The 17190-nt window shown below is 37.7% G+C and carries 17 protein-coding genes and 1 pseudogene; 4 read left to right on the top strand and 14 right to left on the bottom strand.

Annotated elements, in window-relative coordinates:
* The 6 genes and pseudogenes from rocD to pdxA form a co-directional block, all read right to left on the bottom strand.
* A complete protein-coding gene (gene rocD / locus ODZ84_RS11980; protein ID WP_266172545.1) occupies window positions 1–1251 on the bottom strand; it encodes an ornithine--oxo-acid transaminase in 1251 nt (416 codons plus the stop codon).
* Window positions 1252–1352: 101 nt separating this feature from the next.
* A pseudogene (gene accC / locus ODZ84_RS11975) lies at window positions 1353–2707 on the bottom strand (acetyl-CoA carboxylase biotin carboxylase subunit).
* Between the two features lie 91 nt (window positions 2708–2798).
* On the bottom strand, window positions 2799–3281 hold the full coding sequence (accB, locus tag ODZ84_RS11970) for an acetyl-CoA carboxylase biotin carboxyl carrier protein (protein WP_266172543.1): 483 nt from the start codon (window positions 3279–3281) through the stop codon (window positions 2799–2801).
* Window positions 3282–3406: 125 nt separating this feature from the next.
* Entirely contained in the window at window positions 3407–3610 is a 204-nt protein-coding gene (gene rpmF, locus ODZ84_RS11965; RefSeq protein WP_266172542.1) for a 50S ribosomal protein L32, read from the bottom strand.
* A 65-nt stretch (window positions 3611–3675) separates the two neighbouring features.
* Window positions 3676–4197, bottom strand: a complete 522-nt coding sequence (locus tag ODZ84_RS11960; protein ID WP_266172541.1) for a YceD family protein — start codon at window positions 4195–4197, stop codon at window positions 3676–3678.
* A gap of 84 nt (window positions 4198–4281) precedes the next feature.
* The gene (gene pdxA / locus ODZ84_RS11955) at window positions 4282–5373 is read right to left on the bottom strand and encodes a 4-hydroxythreonine-4-phosphate dehydrogenase PdxA (protein WP_266172540.1); all 1092 of its coding nucleotides are present in this window, start codon (window positions 5371–5373) and stop codon (window positions 4282–4284) included.
* A gap of 48 nt (window positions 5374–5421) precedes the next feature.
* Between pdxA and ODZ84_RS11950 the strand changes: the two genes are divergently transcribed.
* From ODZ84_RS11950 to ODZ84_RS11940, 3 genes are read left to right on the top strand one after another with little or no spacing between them, the layout of a single operon-like run.
* On the top strand, window positions 5422–6018 hold the full coding sequence (locus ODZ84_RS11950; RefSeq protein ID WP_266172539.1) for a riboflavin synthase: 597 nt from the start codon (window positions 5422–5424) through the stop codon (window positions 6016–6018).
* The gene (locus tag ODZ84_RS11945; RefSeq protein ID WP_266172538.1) at window positions 6008–7462 is read left to right on the top strand and encodes a sensor histidine kinase; all 1455 of its coding nucleotides are present in this window, start codon (window positions 6008–6010) and stop codon (window positions 7460–7462) included. The genes ODZ84_RS11950 and ODZ84_RS11945 overlap by 11 nt, the downstream gene beginning before the upstream one ends.
* Entirely contained in the window at window positions 7462–8082 is a 621-nt protein-coding gene (locus tag ODZ84_RS11940) for a tRNA1(Val) (adenine(37)-N6)-methyltransferase (RefSeq protein ID WP_323136699.1), read from the top strand. Before ODZ84_RS11945 ends, ODZ84_RS11940 begins: the two co-directional genes overlap by 1 nt.
* Window positions 8083–8212: 130 nt before the next feature.
* Here ODZ84_RS11940 and ODZ84_RS11935 read toward each other — a convergent pair whose 3' ends face one another.
* On the bottom strand, window positions 8213–8923 hold the full coding sequence (locus tag ODZ84_RS11935; protein ID WP_266172536.1) for a cell division ATP-binding protein FtsE: 711 nt from the start codon (window positions 8921–8923) through the stop codon (window positions 8213–8215).
* Window positions 8924–9075: 152 nt separating this feature from the next.
* A complete protein-coding gene (gene rpmH, locus ODZ84_RS11930) occupies window positions 9076–9234 on the bottom strand; it encodes a 50S ribosomal protein L34 (protein WP_039365072.1) in 159 nt (52 codons plus the stop codon).
* Window positions 9235–9459: 225 nt separating this feature from the next.
* Between rpmH and ODZ84_RS11925 the strand changes: the two genes are divergently transcribed.
* Window positions 9460–10464 (top strand): DHH family phosphoesterase, encoded by a 1005-nt coding sequence (locus ODZ84_RS11925; RefSeq protein ID WP_266177362.1) that lies wholly within the window; start codon window positions 9460–9462, stop codon window positions 10462–10464.
* Window positions 10465–10468: 4 nt separating this feature from the next.
* Here ODZ84_RS11925 and ODZ84_RS11920 read toward each other — a convergent pair whose 3' ends face one another.
* The 6 genes from ODZ84_RS11920 to tilS form a co-directional block, all read right to left on the bottom strand.
* Window positions 10469–11269 (bottom strand): patatin-like phospholipase family protein, encoded by an 801-nt coding sequence (locus ODZ84_RS11920; protein WP_266172532.1) that lies wholly within the window; start codon window positions 11267–11269, stop codon window positions 10469–10471.
* A 48-nt stretch (window positions 11270–11317) separates the two neighbouring features.
* Window positions 11318–12139, bottom strand: a complete 822-nt coding sequence (locus tag ODZ84_RS11915; RefSeq protein ID WP_266172531.1) for a hypothetical protein — start codon at window positions 12137–12139, stop codon at window positions 11318–11320.
* Between the two features lie 9 nt (window positions 12140–12148).
* Window positions 12149–12931, bottom strand: coding sequence for an alpha/beta fold hydrolase (locus tag ODZ84_RS11910; protein ID WP_266172529.1), 783 nt, complete (start codon window positions 12929–12931; stop codon window positions 12149–12151).
* A 60-nt stretch (window positions 12932–12991) separates the two neighbouring features.
* Window positions 12992–13513, bottom strand: a complete 522-nt coding sequence (locus ODZ84_RS11905) for a biopolymer transporter ExbD (RefSeq protein ID WP_266172528.1) — start codon at window positions 13511–13513, stop codon at window positions 12992–12994.
* Between the two features lie 256 nt (window positions 13514–13769).
* Window positions 13770–15836, bottom strand: a complete 2067-nt coding sequence (locus ODZ84_RS11900) for a protein-disulfide reductase DsbD family protein (RefSeq protein ID WP_266172527.1) — start codon at window positions 15834–15836, stop codon at window positions 13770–13772.
* 6 nt (window positions 15837–15842) lie between these two features.
* Complete coding sequence (tilS, locus tag ODZ84_RS11895; RefSeq protein ID WP_266172525.1) at window positions 15843–17168, bottom strand: tRNA lysidine(34) synthetase TilS; 1326 nt, start codon at window positions 17166–17168, stop codon at window positions 15843–15845.
* Window positions 17169–17190 lie beyond the last annotated feature (22 nt).

Here is a 17190-nt window from a genome sequence, read left to right as displayed (position 1 = left end):
TTATTTTTTGAAATCTAAAATAGTTTTTTCAATAATCTTAACACAGTCTAGCAGTTGTTCTTCCGTAATAACCAACGGTGGAGCCAATCTGATGATATTGCCATGAGTTGGTTTTGCCAGCAATCCGTTTTCTTTCAGTTGCAGACACAGGTTCCACGCAGTAGAACTGTCGGGAGTATCATTGATCAGGATCGCATTCAGTAAACCTTTACCTCTTACTTTGGTAATCAGATCGGTCTTTTCAATCAGTTTTTCGATCTCAGACCTGAATAATTGTCCGAGCTTTTCAGCTCTTTCAGATAATTTCTCATCTTCCACCACATCTAATGCCGCTACCGCAACGGCACAGGCAATCGGGTTTCCACCGAAAGTAGAGCCGTGCTGTCCTGGCTTAATAACGTTCATGATCTCATTATCCGCCAAAACGGCAGAAACAGGATACATTCCGCCTGAAAGGGCTTTTCCTAAAATTAAAATATCAGGCTGGACGTCTTCATGATGGCAGGCTATTAATCTGCCGGTTCTCGCAATACCGGTCTGTACCTCATCGGCAATGAAAAGGACATTGTATTTTTTACAAATTTCGGATGCTTTCTTCAGGAAATTTTCATCAGGAACATATACTCCTGCTTCTCCCTGAATAGGCTCAACCAAAAATGCTGCAATATTCTGGGCTTCCTTAGATAAGACTTCTTCTAATGCTGTTATATCGTTATAGGGAATTTTAATAAAACCGGGAGTAAAAGGACCGTAATTCTGATTGGCGTCCGGATCATTGGAGAAAGAAACAATAGTCGTTGTTCTTCCATGGAAGTTGTTTTCACAAACAATGATCTTCGCGGCATTTTCCGAAATTCCCTTTACTTCATAGCTCCATTTTCTGGCTATTTTTACGGCGGTTTCCACAGCCTCGGCTCCGGAGTTCATCGGTAACACTTTATCGAAACCAAAAAGTGTTGTAATTTTCTTTTCGTATTCTCCTAATTTTGAATTATAGAAAGCTCTTGAAGTCAAGGCCAGTTTTCTTGCCTGCTCCACCAAAGCATCAACAATTTTAGGGTGAGAATGTCCTTGGTTTACAGCAGAATATGCCGAAAGAAAATCATAATATTTCTTACCTTCGACATCCCATACAAAAACACCTTCTCCTTTGTCTAAAACTACAGGTAAAGGATGATAGTTATGTGCTCCGTACTGGTCTTCAAGATCAATGAAATACTGTGAGTTTTTTGCTGTTTCTACTGTAGACATATATATTTGGTTTTTTACAAAGTTAATAATTTAATACGAAAAGCCCTAAAATAAAAAACTGCCTCAAAGTGAGGCAGTTTCGTTATTCTATTGAAATAATCTTAATGATTATCATATTTTCTGTCCATTACAAAATCCTCCATGAATTTTGTGGTGTAGTTTCCTGCCAGATAATCTTCATTATCCATCAGTTGTCTGTGGAAAGGAATGGTTGTTTTTACGCCTTCAATATAAAATTCTTCCAGAGCACGTCTCATTTTGGCAATAGCTTCCTCACGGGTTTGGGCCGTTGTGATTAGCTTGGCAATCATTGAGTCATAGTTAGAAGGAATGGTATAGCCCGAATACACGTGAGTGTCTACTCTTACCCCGTGACCGCCGGGAATGTTTAATCCCGTGATTTTTCCCGGGAAGGTCTGAAGTCAGCATAAGGGTCTTCCGCGTTGATTCTGCATTCAATTGAATGTAATTTCGGATAATAGTTGATTCCTGAAATAGGAGTACCGGCAGCCAAAAGAATTTGTTCTCTGATCAGATCATAATCAATAACCTGCTCGGTAATCGGGTGCTCTACCTGGATTCTCGTATTCATTTCCATGAAATAGAAATTTCTGTGTTTATCCACCAAAAATTCAATGGTTCCTACACCTTCGTATCCAATAAATTCTGCTGCTTTTACAGCGGCTTCACCCATTTTCTCACGAAGTTCATCTGTCATGAAAGGAGAAGGAGTTTCTTCTGTTAATTTCTGATTTCTTCTCTGAACCGAACAGTCTCTTTCAGAAAGATGGCATGCTTTACCAAATTGGTCACCCGCAACCTGAATTTCGATATGTCTGGGCTCTTCAATCAGCTTTTCCATGTACATTCCCCCGTTTCCGAAGGCAGCTACAGCTTCCTGAATAGCAGATTCCCAGTGATCTTTAAGGTCTTCAGCTTTCCATACAGCTCTCATTCCTTTTCCACCACCTCCTGCAGTAGCCTTGATCATTACAGGATAACCTGTTTCTTCAGCAGTTTTTACAGCATGCTCATAAGATTCGATCAATCCGTCGGAACCAGGTACGCAAGGTACGCCTGCTGCTTTCATGGTAGCTTTAGCATTGGCTTTGTCTCCCATTTTCTCAATCTGCTCCGGAGAAGCACCAATGAATTTGATACCGTTCTTCTGACAGATTCTTGAGAAGTTGGCATTTTCAGACAGGAAGCCATAACCCGGGTGGATAGCATCGGCGTTTGTGATTTCCGCAGCAGCAATAATGTTAGGAATTTTAAGATAAGAGTCTTTACTCATGGCAGGGCCAATACAAACAGCCTCGTCTGCAAATCTTACATGAAGACTGTCTTTGTCGGCAGTAGAGTATACGGCAACCGTTTTGATTCCCATTTCTTTACAAGTACGTAAAATACGCATTGCGATCTCGCCACGATTGGCAATTAATATTTTTTTGAACATCTCTTCGAAATTTTAAATTATAAATTTTGAATTTTAAATTATTTTAAATGAAGTTTTCATCTAAAATTTATAATCTTTCATCTAAAATTCCTTAAGATGGATCTACTAAGAATAAAGGCTGATCATATTCTACCGGAGTAGCATCATCCACTAAAATTTTAACGATTTTTCCGCTTACTTCAGATTCAATCTGGTTGAATAATTTCATTGCCTCAATAACACATACCGTTTTACCGACAGCAACTTCGTCACCAACATTCACAAACACCTCTTTATCCGGAGACGGCTTTCTGTAGAAAGTTCCGATCATTGGAGATTTAATGGTTACATATTTGCTGTCATCAGACGCAGCCTCAGTTTTTTCAGCAACCGGAGCTGCAGCAGCAGGGGCTTGTGCCGGAGCAGCTGCCTGTTGGGGTGCAGTATGGTAAACCGCAGGCTGAGCATAGGTAACTTCGCTTCCTGCTAATGGAGTTTTAATAGTGATTTCGAAATCTTTAGTTTTGTACTTCACTTCAGAAACCTCTGCTTTAGATACAAACTTAATAAGATTTTGTATGTCTTTAATGTCCATAAAATTGATATTTGATTTTCGCCAAAGATACCAAAAAAACATAAAAAACAACAAAAAACCGCCAAATTTTATTAAAATCGAGCGGTTTTTGTATAAAAACGAGTGTTTTTCGAGGAAAACGACTCTTAATTTTCTTCAGTAGCAGCTACTTCTTTTTCTAATACTACTTTACCTCTGTAGTAAAGTTTTCCTTCATGCCAGTGAGCTCTGTGGTAAAGGTGCATTTCTCCTGTTGTTGCATCTTTAGCTAATTGAGGAACTACGGCTTTGTAGTGAGTTCTTCTCTTATCTCTTCTTGTAGACGACTGTCTTCTCTTTGGATGTGCCATTTTGTAATAACTTTTTTAATTTGATGAGCGATGAGATTCATCATCTCATCATCTTTAAATTATTTTTAATTTTTATTCTTTAAATTTTTAAGTGCATCCCATCGTGGGTCACTTTTAGGTTCTTCTGCTTCGGTTTCTTTGGGACCGAATTTTTCAAGAATTTCCAGATCTTCATCGGTTACGTCAGGTGATATCTTTTTCATGGGTATTGAAAGAACCACATTTTCATAAATCAATTGTGCAATATTGAAGGCATGATCATTAGAAGGAATCGTAATAACATCTTCCTCGCTGTCGTCATATTCCTCACCAAATTTTACCAATACGCCGATCTCATTTTCAATAGGATGATCGAAATTGACGTTTGTAATATCACAAACCAATTCTACCGTTCCATCTACTTTGATCTCAAACTCTAAAAACGTAGAATGCTTATCCAATAAGACTTCTACTGTAATTTTAGGATTTGTAAATTCCTGTTCAGTGTCAAATAATTGAAAGAACTCTTTATCTATCTCATACCTGAACTCGTGCTTGCCGGTTTTAAGTCCGGAAAAGCTTACGTCATAGTTTCTTAACTTGTCCATAAAATGAGTGTGCAAAAATATGCAATTTTTTTAAAATAACAAATAAAATTTATAACAAATTACTTTAAAATTTCTTTTAAAAAATTAGCCTTCAGTTTCATCCGGCAGATCTTCATCTATTCCATTATCTACAGCCATTTTTCTCGGCTGCATTCTGTTACTCATCAAATCATTATATTCGGTTCTGTGCCTGAATATGTTAATAGCAGTGAAGATGGCCTCTGTAAAACTTTGCGGATCTGCGACATTTTTTCCTGCAATATCGTAAGCAACGCCATGATCCGGAGAAGTTCTTATGACAGGAAGTCCTGCGGTGTAATTTACGCCCTCTTCATAGGCTAAAGTTTTAAAAGGCGCTAATCCCTGATCGTGATACATGGCTAAAACAGCATCAAAATTTTTATACTTATTCGGCTGAAAAAAACTATCGGCAGGGAACGGGCCAAAAGCCAGAATTCCATTGTCCGAAAGCTCTTTGATGGCTGGTCCTATGATCTCAATCTCCTCAGTTCCAATAACGCCACCATCTCCTGAGTGAGGGTTTAATCCTAAAACAGCAATCTTGGGTCTCGAAATATTGAAATCTTCGATCAATGTCTGGTTTAGTACTCTGATTTGCTTTTTTATTTTCTCTTTAGAAATATTTTCAGCTACCTGTGCAATAGGAATGTGATGGGTAGAAACCGCTACTTTAAGTTCTTCCGTCACCAAAAACATTAATCCTTTTTTATTGAACTTTTCTTCAAAATAGCCGGTGTGTCCGGGGTGCTTAAAGCCCATCTTCACCATTTCATCTTTATTGATCGGGGCCGTTACGATCACATCGATCTCCCCTTTCAACAAAGCTTCTGTTGCAGCTTCCAGAGAGTCGATAGCCATTCTGGTAGATTCTTCAGTAGGTACTCCCAATTCTACAGTCACATTGTCTTTGACAAGATTTACCATATTCAGTTTTCCTGCATGTGCCTGTGAAGCGTCGTTTATGTAATTGAAATTAAGATTTAGCTTAAAAATATTTTTCTGATAAGTAAATAATTTACCCGAACCAAAAATTACCGTGGTGAAAAAATCCGTAATGGTTTTGTCTGCCAGGGATTTCATAATGATTTCGGGACCGATGCCGTTGAAATCTCCGATTGAAATTCCTACTCGTACTTTATGGTTTTTTGGGCTCATTTTGATTATCTTTGAAGATTATAATTTACAAATTTAGCAAAAAATAATATGTTCACAGGAATTATTGAAGCAGTCGGAGTTATTGAGAGGATTGAAGAAAATGGAAGTAACATCGATTTTACGCTTACCTGCCCGTTTACGGATGAATTAAAAATAGATCAGAGTCTTGCCCATAACGGATGTTGCCTGACGGTTGTGAAGATTGAAGAGGATCAGTATGTAGTAACAGCAATCAACGAAACCTTAGAAAAAACTAATCTCGGAAAATGGGAAGTGGGAAGCGTTGTTAATCTTGAACGCTGCATGAAAATGGATGGAAGACTGGACGGACATATTGTTCAGGGACATGTGGACACTACAGGAGAAGTGGTAAGCATTGAAAATAAAGACGGGAGCTATTTTATTACCATACAATATAACGCTAACGGTGGTTTTGTAACCGTTCCGCAGGGTTCTATTACCGTAAACGGAATAAGCTTAACGGTTGCTAAAAGTGAGGATTCCCGGTTTTCCGTAGCCATCATTCCGTATACCTGGGAGTTTACGAATATGAAACATTTAAAATCCGGCGATAAAGTTAATTTAGAATTTGATATAATTGGTAAGTATATTGCTAAGTTAATTAAAAGGCAGGATGGCAATTAATAAATACAAAGGATATAGCTTAAGAAATAGGGTGTTTTTCGGTTTCTTACTGGTATGTCTTTTAAGTGTTATTGCGGTTTCTTTGGTCCCTTATTTCGTATTAAGGAATAATTCTCTGCAGCAAAGCAAGATCGACATGCAGGATAAGACCATGGCAGTAATGCGCTATTTGGATTATGCTGTGAGCAGATCTACGATTGATACAGAGGATCTTCCAAAAGTTTTGGAAAACAAAATCTTTGAAATTGCAGACATCAACCAGCATGATATCGTTATCTATGATTTAAAAGGAAATTATCTCCTCTCTAACAAAGACGAAAGTCTGATAGAGCAGAAGACAATCCCTGTCACGATTGTTAATAAGATCCTGGCAACAGACGCGAGAGTGGATATAAGAGGGTATGACCAGGCTAAAGATGCTGTTTTTACTTCCTCTTATCTGGTTCTGAAAAATAATGAGCTGGAACCGATTGCTATCATTTACATTCCACTCTACCATAATGAATCTGCCTATTATGATGTTTTGCATCAGTATGTAAAATATATTTTACTGGTCGATTTTTTCCTTATTCTTTTCAGCGTATGGATCAGCTGGGTTACTTCGAGCAGTCTTGCAAAAACCATCACCAAGTTTTCCGATATGATTACCCGGATTACTTTATTTGAGAATGATATGCATCCTATCAGATATTATAAAAATGATGAGCTTAATGCACTGGCAAGAGCATATAACAGGATGATCCTCCAGATTCAGGATCAGAAAGAACGATTGCGTTTTAAGGCTTCAGAGGAGGCATGGCGTGAAATGGCAAAACAGGTGGCCCATGAGGTGAAGAATCCTTTGACGCCTATGAAACTTACCATTCAGAATTTTGAAAGGAAATTTGATCCTCAAGATCCGAATATCAAAGAGAAAGTTAGGCAGCTGAGCAAAACCATGGTAGATCAGATTGATCTGATTGCCACAGTAGCTTCTGCATTTTCAGAATTCGCGAAACTTCCTGAAAAGAATAATGAGGTGATCAATTTAAATGCTGAAGTTGAAGATACCCTCCGGGTTTTTAATGACGACAGTATCTTCATGCATTCCAATAAAAGTAATATAATGATTAATATGGATAGAATTTATCTGTCCAGAATTATTACCAATCTTGTTACAAATGCCAAGCAGGCAGAAAGCGACGAGCGGAAACTGATTATTAATGTAGATGTAGAACAACATCAGCGAAGAGTAATGATTTCTGTTCAGGATAACGGGATCGGGATTGCTGCTAATATGTATGAAAGAATTTTTGAACCTAATTTTACCTCTAAGAACAGTGGAATGGGCCTCGGTTTATCGATGGTAAGGAAAATGGTCGAAGATTATAAGGGTGAAATTTCCGTAAAGTCTGAAGAGGGAAAGGGTTCAACATTTACCATTACACTGCCTACTAATTTATAGTGAAGTCTTTTACATTTAAACAATTTGAAATTCAACAGTCGAAAGACGTTTTCCGGGTGGGGACAGACGGTGTTCTGCTTGGAGCCATGGCAAATGTCGGTCATGCCCGGAAAGTTCTGGAAATAGGAACAGGAACAGGCTTGATCTCATTAATGCTGGCACAGAGAAACTTGCAGGCAGAATTCTTAGGAATTGATATCAATCAGGAAGCTGCCTGCCTTACTGGAATAAATTTTGCAAATTCGCCATTTGCATCCAGACTGAAAAATAAACTGCAGGATTTTAAGCGTTTTGATACAACAGATCGTTTTGATCTCATCGTCTCCAATCCTCCTTACTTTGAAGAATCCGGTTCTGATAAAGATAAGATTGCGAGGCAAACGGTAGAATTGAACTTTCATCAGTTGATTTCAAAATCGTCTGCTCTTCTTTCTGAAAAAGGGATTTTTTCTGTGATTATTCCGGTTGAAGCCGGAAATGGATTTATTGAAATTGCCGAAAAAAATAAATTGTTTTTAATGCGCAGAATCCATATTAAGGGCATTCAGAATGCAAAAGTAAAAAGACTGATCCTGGAATTCTCTCTATCGAAAGCCGGTGTGAAGAATGTGAATTGGTAATAGAAAAAAGTCCGAGACAATACTCGGACCTATATCTTGAACTCACGAAAGAGTTTCATGTTTTTAAAAAATAACTTAGAACTTAGATTTTAGAAGTTGATTATATTATAATCTCTAAATCCGTTATGTTTTATTCAAACAGCTCGGCGGTATCCAGTACGGAAACTTTTCCGTCCTCACATCGGATCGCTTCTCCCGGAAAGTTCTGGATCATGTGATAATCGTGGGTTGCCATTACTACAGCGGCTCCGTTTTCAAGGGCGACCTGTTTCAGCAATGTCATGATTTCGTTTGACGTTTCAGGGTCGAGATTTCCCGTTGGCTCATCCGCTAAAATAAGATCAGGGTGGTTCAGCAAAGCCCTGGCAATAGCGATACGCTGTTGCTCTCCTCCTGAAAGCTCATGAGGCATTTTGTGCTTTTTGCTTTTCATATTCACACTCGATAATACCTCGTTGATGCGGTCTTCCATTTTTATTTTGTCATTCCAGCCGGTGGCTTCCAGAACAAATTTCAGGTTCTTTTCAACCGTTCTGTCAGACAGCAACTGGAAATCCTGAAATACGATTCCCAATTTTCTTCTCAGGTTCGGCACATCGGAAGTTCTCATCTTTTCCAGATCAAACCCCACTACCGCTCCATGTCCTGCAGCCAGGGGGATGTGTCCGTAAAGTGTCTTTAGAAGAGAGCTTTTCCCGGAGCCTGTTTTTCCGATAAGGTAGCAGAATCTGCCCTTTTTAATATTTAAATTAACATCAGAAAGAACAGTGAAGTTTTTTTGCGCAATCTTGGCATGTTGCAGACTTATAATATTATCTCCGGCAATATGGGTATGTGGCATAATTCAATTTTAAAGTACTATTTCTAAAAATATTTTCAGCCTTTAAAAATAGTAAAAAGAACACTAAGGAATGTAAATTTTAGTAAATTTTAACAACAAAAAATGCCTGAAAAACTTCTTTTCAAGCATGATTTGTATATGATAATAAAAGATTATCTCTTAGCGCGTGCAGCACTTACAGTTAAACTCTTTCTGCCTTTAGCTCTTCTCGCAGCCAAAACTCTTCTTCCATTTGGCGTAGACATTCTTTCTCTGAAACCGTGTTTGTTTCTTCTTTTTCTTTCTGATGGCTGGAATGTTCTTTTACTCATTACTATATGTTTAAATCGTAATTATCTATTAATTTTCAGGTTGCAAAGATATAGATTATTTTAGAAAATGCAAACTTTAATACTTTTTTTTTGAATGTTTTTTATTAATTTTTTTATCAGTCATTTTAGAAGAACGTTTTCCGCTGTATTCAAAAATAATATTAATGATTTGTTTAAAAGCTCTATCTTTGGAGACTCAAAATTAATCAAAAAATAAACATAATGATGTTTACACCTTCGGAACTTTTAGAAATCAATACGCTGCTTACTCCTGAAAATAAAATAGTTATTCTTACCCATTACAATCCGGATGGTGATGCTGTTGGTTCAAGTCTGGGGCTCAGGCATTATTTAAAAGCAAAGGGGATTGATGCAGAAATTGTTGTTCCTAATGATTTTCCGAAGTTCCTGAAGTGGATGCCGGAATCCAGAAAGGCAATCATTGGTGAATATAAAAGAAAAGTAGCATTTGACATTATTAATGAAGCTGATGTCATTTTTTGTTTAGATTTTAATTCTCCTTCCAGAATCGGAATTTTAGGAGACTGGCTCATTCATGCTAAAGCGAAAAAGATTTTGATTGATCATCACCAACAGCCTGAAAAATTTGATTTCGTATATTCTGATACGGTCATTCCTGCAACCTGCCAGATGATTTATCATTTTATCGAAGCGATGGGTGATGAAAAATTAGTTAATAAAGATATTGCGGAATGTCTTTATACCGGGATAATGACGGACACAGGAGGATTTCGTTTCAGATCTACAAGTGCAGCCACTCACAGGATCATTGCCAACCTGATTGAAAAAGGTGCTGATCCTTCGTTTATCACATCCAATACGTGGGATACCAATACAGTGTCCCGTCTACATTTACTGGCTTTGGTACTGGCCCGGATAGAGGTCGTAAAAGACGGAAAGGTGGCTATCTTATCCCTGACAAGAAATGAACTTAAAGAATATGGTTTCCAGAAAGGAGATACAGAAGGTTTCGTAAATTATGGACTCAGCATCATGGGGGTGAAAATGTCTGCATTTTTTATGGAAGATCTGTATGAGGATTTTGTGAAAATCTCTTTCAGAAGCAAAGATGATATGGATGTAAACCAGTTTTCAAGAAAGTATTTTAATGGAGGCGGACATATTAATGCGGCAGGAGGAAAGTCTGATGAATCTTTACAGAACACAATAGAAACTTTTAAAAACAGAGTAGAAGGGGAAGCTTTATAGTGCGTTAATGATCATTCTCTCTTTTATAAACTTTTGTTTCAAGTTCTTTACAGGTATATTCATATACTTCCTGAAACATGATGTCAAGAGATTTCTTGTTGAACAGACTGAACTTCGTCATTTTCGGAGGATCCAGAAATATATCGCACATTTTCGCTTTGGAATAGACTGATTTTGCAATAGCTAAATGTAATATTCTGTCAAATTCTTTCATTAAACTCATGTTCTCCAGGCTATCGTAGCTGATGGAATTCACGTGCGATGCGATCAGAAAATCACACTGATCGGCAATAGGTTCAATCGGGAGATTGTCTAAGACGCCACCGTCAACATATATTTTCTCGCCCATTTTTACAGGAGGAAGCACAAATGGGACGCTTGATGATGCGAGCAGGGGACCGAAAAGTTCTCCTTCAGAAAAAAAATCTACGATTCCATGGGTCATTTCAGTAGCGGCAACATAAACCGGGATCTTTAAAATATTAAAATTGTCCTCAGGAAAATGATCCCTGAATAATTTTAAAATAAAATTTGAACTGAAAATTCCGTTTTTGGATAATCTCAGATAGGACCTTGAGAAAAAAGTAGTCTGCCTTACAATATCCATCATCTCGTCCGGAGTTTTTCCTAAAGAATAGAACGCTCCGACGATAGATCCTGCACTGGTTCCTGAAATAATATCCGGTTTCAGATGGTATTCCTCCAGTGCTTTTAAAACGGCAATATGGGCAATTCCACGCATTCCTCCGCCTGAAAGGGTCAGGCCGATAACGGGTTTCTTTTTTTTAAAAGAGAATAAATTCATTGAAGATATTAATCCAGGCTAAGATACATGATTTTAATAGAGTACAGCCTACGGTTCGTCACATTCGGCATCGATTTTTAAGAAGAGCGCATCAAATTCCTTATTCATTTTTTCATCGCGTTGAGGTCTCCTGATTTCATCATTGGCGCAATTGCCCCATCCGAAAACAATAAGGTCGAGAACCGCATAATCTTTTTTATAAGAAGAGTTAAGATGACTTTCAAATTCGTCCATAATTCTCTGTGGGTCTCCGTTTTTTTTGCTCATCTGCTCACGGAGTTTTCGCCATTCTTCAATGATTTCATTATCTCCGGAGTTTAAAACACGTGCGAAGTGATTACAGCCCTTAAATGTACTGCTTAGTAAAACCGATGGGTCCGAATAAGCCAGGATCTGTATTTTATTCAGTTCGTACTCCTGAAGCAGAGCCTGGTAAGTCTGTGCTTTAATATTTTGCCAGTAAGGAGTATTCACTACTCTTAAGTTTTCAAACACCTTTTTCTTTTCTGCAAATTCTTGATCCAGCTTAGCAAGAACCTGATTTTTATCTCTTCTTACCTGCTGGAGATCTTCCAGCTTGAAAATATGGGGTGCGTTTAACAGGAGGCCGCCCAATTGAAACCAGAGTTGATACGTACCTGCAATTTCCTCTTTTGAGTATCGATTCGCATCAAAGTGTCCCTTATTGTTACATAATTCGGTTTCAAAAGAAAAAACTTCCTCTCTTTTGGTTTTGCTTTTTAAACTGTCTTTAGGTGTTTTTTCTGTTGTGGAAACAGAATCATTAAGATGGTCTTTTTTTGAAACTAAACTTTCCTTTTTACAGCCCGTGAAGGATAAAAGGAGTATTAAAATGATCCAGATTCTCATATTAATTATTTAAAATACTAAGTGCTTTGGCATATTGTGGAGAAGTTCCGTATTGATGATCTCAGCGCAGATGCCGGGTTTTTCCCAGTGTCCGTTGTGCCCGCAATCCAGAACATAAGATTTGATATTGGTTCTGTCAGGAAGATTTTTAATCATGATGTCTGTCTTTACAGCATTGTCATGTTTTCCCGCAAGAATAAGGATTTTGGCCTCAAGATTTTCCAGAATATGTTTTTTGTCGGTTCTTTCAATCATTCCTTTTACCGATGCCAGGGCACCTAAATTATTCGTAGAAAGAGCGGTTTCAAGAGCGGTTTCGATTTTTCCTTCAAGAATATCCCTTTCATTGGGATTAAACAGATTGGGAACTCCGGCTCTGGCATAATGAGGAAAGGCATCTTTGATAATTCGGTAACTTTTTATGCGCTGTTCTTTTTTATCTTCGTCATCCGCGAGATAAGTAGAGAAGAATAATGTCAGGCTTTTGAGTTTTTCAGGGTGCTTTTCAGCGAAGGCCAACGAAACATAGCCTCCCATGGAATGTCCCAGTAAATGAACTTTTTCCAGATTCTGATGGTCTAAAACAGCATTCACTTCTTCAGCCATGAGTTCCATGGTATGTACATCAGCTAAAATGTCTGACTGTCCGTGTCCCGGAAGATCAATTTTTAAAAGCGAAAAATGATCGGAAAGGTGAGGAGCCATATCGTTCCAGATAGAAAGATTTTCCATGAAGCCGTGAAGAAGTACCAGGATTTCAGTTCCGTTTCCTTTTCTTTCGAAGTTGAGCATAGTTTTAAATTATATACTCAAAAATAAATAAAAAAGAGCATTTAATAATGCTCTTTTGTTTTATTTTGTTACCTGATCATAGACTTTCTGTTCCCAGGGTTTGATATCTGTAATGCCGTACCGTTCTTTTTTAGAGATAGCCAGGTTGTCCAGGATATCTACAAAATTTTTATAGTTGGCCTCATCCGTAGGTTTAATAATTACCGTAAAATTTTCCTGTTTTGGCGCGTGATTATAAGCTTCAGATATAATTTTTGAAATATGCAATCCGCTAAAATCAGTTTCTTTTAAATTGTTTGCATTCAGATCCTCTGAAGATTGCTGATGGTAAAACACGCGGTTGTCCTTTCCAAGGATAAATGTGATCTGGTTTTTGGTATCGATCACATCACCTTTTGGTTTAGAGTTCGGGTCTTTTGCAGGCAGCCCGAGATCCATTACATTCGGTTTGGTAAAATTGGTGGTAAACATGAAAAAGGTAATTAATAAGAATCCCAGGTCTACCATAGGGGTCATGTCCACACGGATCAGTTTTTTCTTTTGTTTTCCTCCTGATTTCTCTTGTACAGTTACTTCAGCCATAGTGTTATTTTTTTAGGTTAAACGTTTTTCAATAAAGACTGAATTTTGTTCTTTATTTGAGGAATCAATACAAATTTCATACCTGATTTACGATAATGTTAAATAAAATTAAATTTATTTTAAAATTTAATATATTATGATAAACAGTGCTTTTAATCTGCTAGGTTTTTATGATATTTTAAGTGTTTGTGTATGATTTGTTTAGTAAAAAACTCTCACCTGTGGAGATGAGAGTTTTGTATGATATTTTAAAAAATTATTTATTCTTTTTATAGTAATTTACACCACATTCAAGGAATTTTTTGAAGTCTTCTTTCGGCATATATCCTGAAACCGGACTGTTGATGACCTTTCCGTCGGGAGTAATTAAAACATAATGAGGTTGGGAGTTGTTGTTAAAGTTTACCTGCTGGAATAAGCTCCACCGGTCGCCGATGGTTTTTACTTTTTTCACCTGCCCGTCTCCTAAGTCGATTTTAGTTTTCTGATCTTCGGGAAGCTCTTCCTTATCATCTACATAAAGGGAGGCAAGAACGATATCGTTTTGAAGAATAGGTAAAATATCCGGCTCGCTCCAAACGAATTCTTCCATTTTTCTGCAGTTTTCACAACCATAGCCTGTGAAATCGATCAGGATGGGTTTGTCTTCTTTTTTAGCCAGTTCTACAGCTTTGAAAAAGTCATGTTCAGGATGCATCCCCAAAATTCCGTCTTTTTCATCATGGAAATAGCTCACGTTCAGAGGAGGCAGGATACCACTTAATAACTGCAGTTTCGGACGTTCGGAAGGAATAAGTCCCTGAACTAAATACACCACAAATCCGATTCCTAAAATACTCAGGATTTTTCTTGTTAATGAGATCTTCGGTTTCTTATCATCATGTGGAAATCTGATGAGTCCGAATAAGTATAAGGCCAACCCGATGGCAACAATAATCCATAGGGCAATGAAAAGTTCTCTTTTTAACAGGAATGTTTTTGATACCAGATCTGCTTTTGATAAGAATTTTAATGCCAATGCCAGTTCTACAAACCCTAAAACCACTTTCACCGTATTCATCCAGCCTCCTGATTTCGGAAGGCTTTGCAGTGCCTGCGGAAACAAGGCCAGTAATCCGAAAATGATGGCCCATGCCAGTCCGAAACCTGCCAGTGCAAACGTTAATAACATCGGGACATTAGCAGAACCGGTTACGGCACTTCCCAATAAACTTCCTAAAATAGGACCGGTACAGGAGAAGGAAACGATAACCAGGGTTAAAGCCATAAAGAAAATTCCGATAATTCCTCCGGCTTCTTCCGCTTTTGAAGATTTATTGGCGATGGAACTCGGTAAAGTGATGTCATAGTAACCGAAGAAACTTCCTGCGAAGAAAATGAATATAACAAAGAAAGCGATGTTCAGCCATACGCTTGTAGAAATTTCGTTGAAAATATTTCCTGCAATGCCGTCAATAATATGGAAGGGAATACTGAGTAAAACAAAGATCAGAAAAATGAAAAATCCATAGATCAATGCGTCTCTCTTTCCTTTAGCCTTGTTTTTGTTTCCTTTTGTAAAGAATGAAACCGTTAGCGGGATCATTGGGAAAACGCAGGGAGTCAGCAGGGCAATAAGTCCCCCGATAAATCCCAGGAACAGGTAGGTCCAATAATTTTCTTCTACCTTTGTAGAGCCTGTTCCGCAGTCAGTAAGAGGTTTTTGGAAATCGATGGTAGCTATTTTCAGCTGTTTGGGATCTAAGGATGAAGTCTCAGTAGCGGTCATTTCTTCCTTTACCGGTGTCTGCAAAACCGTTTCTGCGGTCTTCACTGAATCTTTCAAAGGTGCTGCTGTTTCAGTTACCGCCTCTTCCGGAGTGCCTTTAGGAGTTACCTTTTGAGTAAACTCTAAAGTATTGGGTGCTAAACAAACCCTGTCATCACAGGTTTGGTAAGTAATTTCTGCAACTACATCTCCGGGTTTTGTTCCGTCTTTCAGTTTGAACTTCTGCTTAAAACCGGCAGAGTTAGAGTAAAATATAATCTTACCTCCGAACGCTTCAGAAAATTCTTCGTGCTTTTTACCCGTTTCAGTAAACTTCCCGATAAGCTCGATGTTTTTTCCCGAAACTTTATATTCTGTAGGAATACCGGTGTCCTCAGGAATATCCTTAGAATAAATATGCCAGCCGCTTTCCATAGTTGCATTCAAAACGGCTTCGTATTGATTGTTTCCTAATTCGTTAACTGTTAATTTAAATTTTACAGGATTTTTGATTTGTGCATTAATTCCTGTTGTCAAAAACAGCAGAACTAATAAAAACCAGTTTCTAAATTTCATTTTACTTTAATTAAAAATTTTGAGAATATTTTTTGTCTTTTCATCCCTAATATATCGTTTATCTTGTCTGAAAGGAATAATTCCTAATACAGAATTTTCATGATCAGATAAGATCCAGATTTTTTGCCTCGCTAAAATAGAGATTTTTTCGTCCCTAAAAAATTTGGACACTTTCTTTTTCCCGTTAAATCCCGATGGGTAAAACTCGTCACCGTCCTGAGGTCTTCTCAGTCGCAGTGGAAAGTGAAGTTTTCCGGCATCAAAATTCCATTCGAAAGTTCTATTGATTTCTTCAATGCCTTCAATGTTATTTTCGAGATTAATGCTGATTTGGTTTTCTGACAAGTCAAAGTTTTCAATCAGAATTTTATCCTCGATGGTGAAATCAGACTCCTGATTTCTATGTTCTTTTTTTTCTGTTATGACCAATTCATCATAGTTGACGGTCAGGTGATATTCTTTTGAAAAAAAAGATTTTCCGTTTTCAGCTTTAAAAATCTTAGGAATTTCCTCCTCCCGGTTGAAGCCGTATTTTTTTAAAATTTCAAACTTTACGAAATCGCTTTCCAGCTCAAGTTTTCCTTTTGATAGGATTTTGTGCGACGGGTTAAATATAGTAAGACGATTTTCTATCTCCTGAATTTGTGTCTGAACAAAATCTTTAGTCTGGTTTAGATAAAATGAACTTCTTTTAAAGTTGTCCAGAAAATGATCGTTGGTCTCCAATAATTTTGGAACAATTTCATTCCGGATTTTGTTTCTTAGATAATCGCTTTTCTTATTGGACAGGTCTTCACGATACTCGATATTGTTTTCTTCAGCAAAAGTGTAAATTTCTTCTTTTGTGAAATTTAAAAGAGGCCGCAGGATATTATGATCACTGGACGGAATCCCACTCAGACCATTGATACCTGAAGCTTTTGATAAGTTGATGATAAATGTCTCCAGCTGATCATTCAGATGATGGGCGGTAACCAAAAATTCTAAATTTTCCTTTTGCTGAATCTGTTTAAAAAAGTGGTACCGCAACTCTCTTGCCCATAGCTGGATCGAATTTTGAGGTCTTTGATCTTTGTCCGAAACTTCATATAAATGAAATTTAATATGATTTTTCTCGCAAAAATCCTGCACGACCTTCTGGTCCGACTGAGAATCATCACCCCGAAGCTTATAATTCACATGAGCTATCTGAAACATAAAGCCTGAATCATAGAACAGATGGGCCAGCACCATAGAATCGGCACCTCCGCTCACGGCTAAAAGATAGGTGTGATCTGCCGGCTGCTGAATAAGATTTTCTAATTGCTGTTTAACGCTTAATTTTTTCAACATCTATGTTGAGAATTTCTTTTGC

It is taken from the genome of Chryseobacterium fluminis (assembly GCF_026314945.1).
GTDB classification, from domain to species: Bacteria; Bacteroidota; Bacteroidia; order Flavobacteriales; family Weeksellaceae; genus Chryseobacterium; species Chryseobacterium fluminis.
This window is presented reverse-complemented; position numbering and strand designations above follow the sequence as displayed.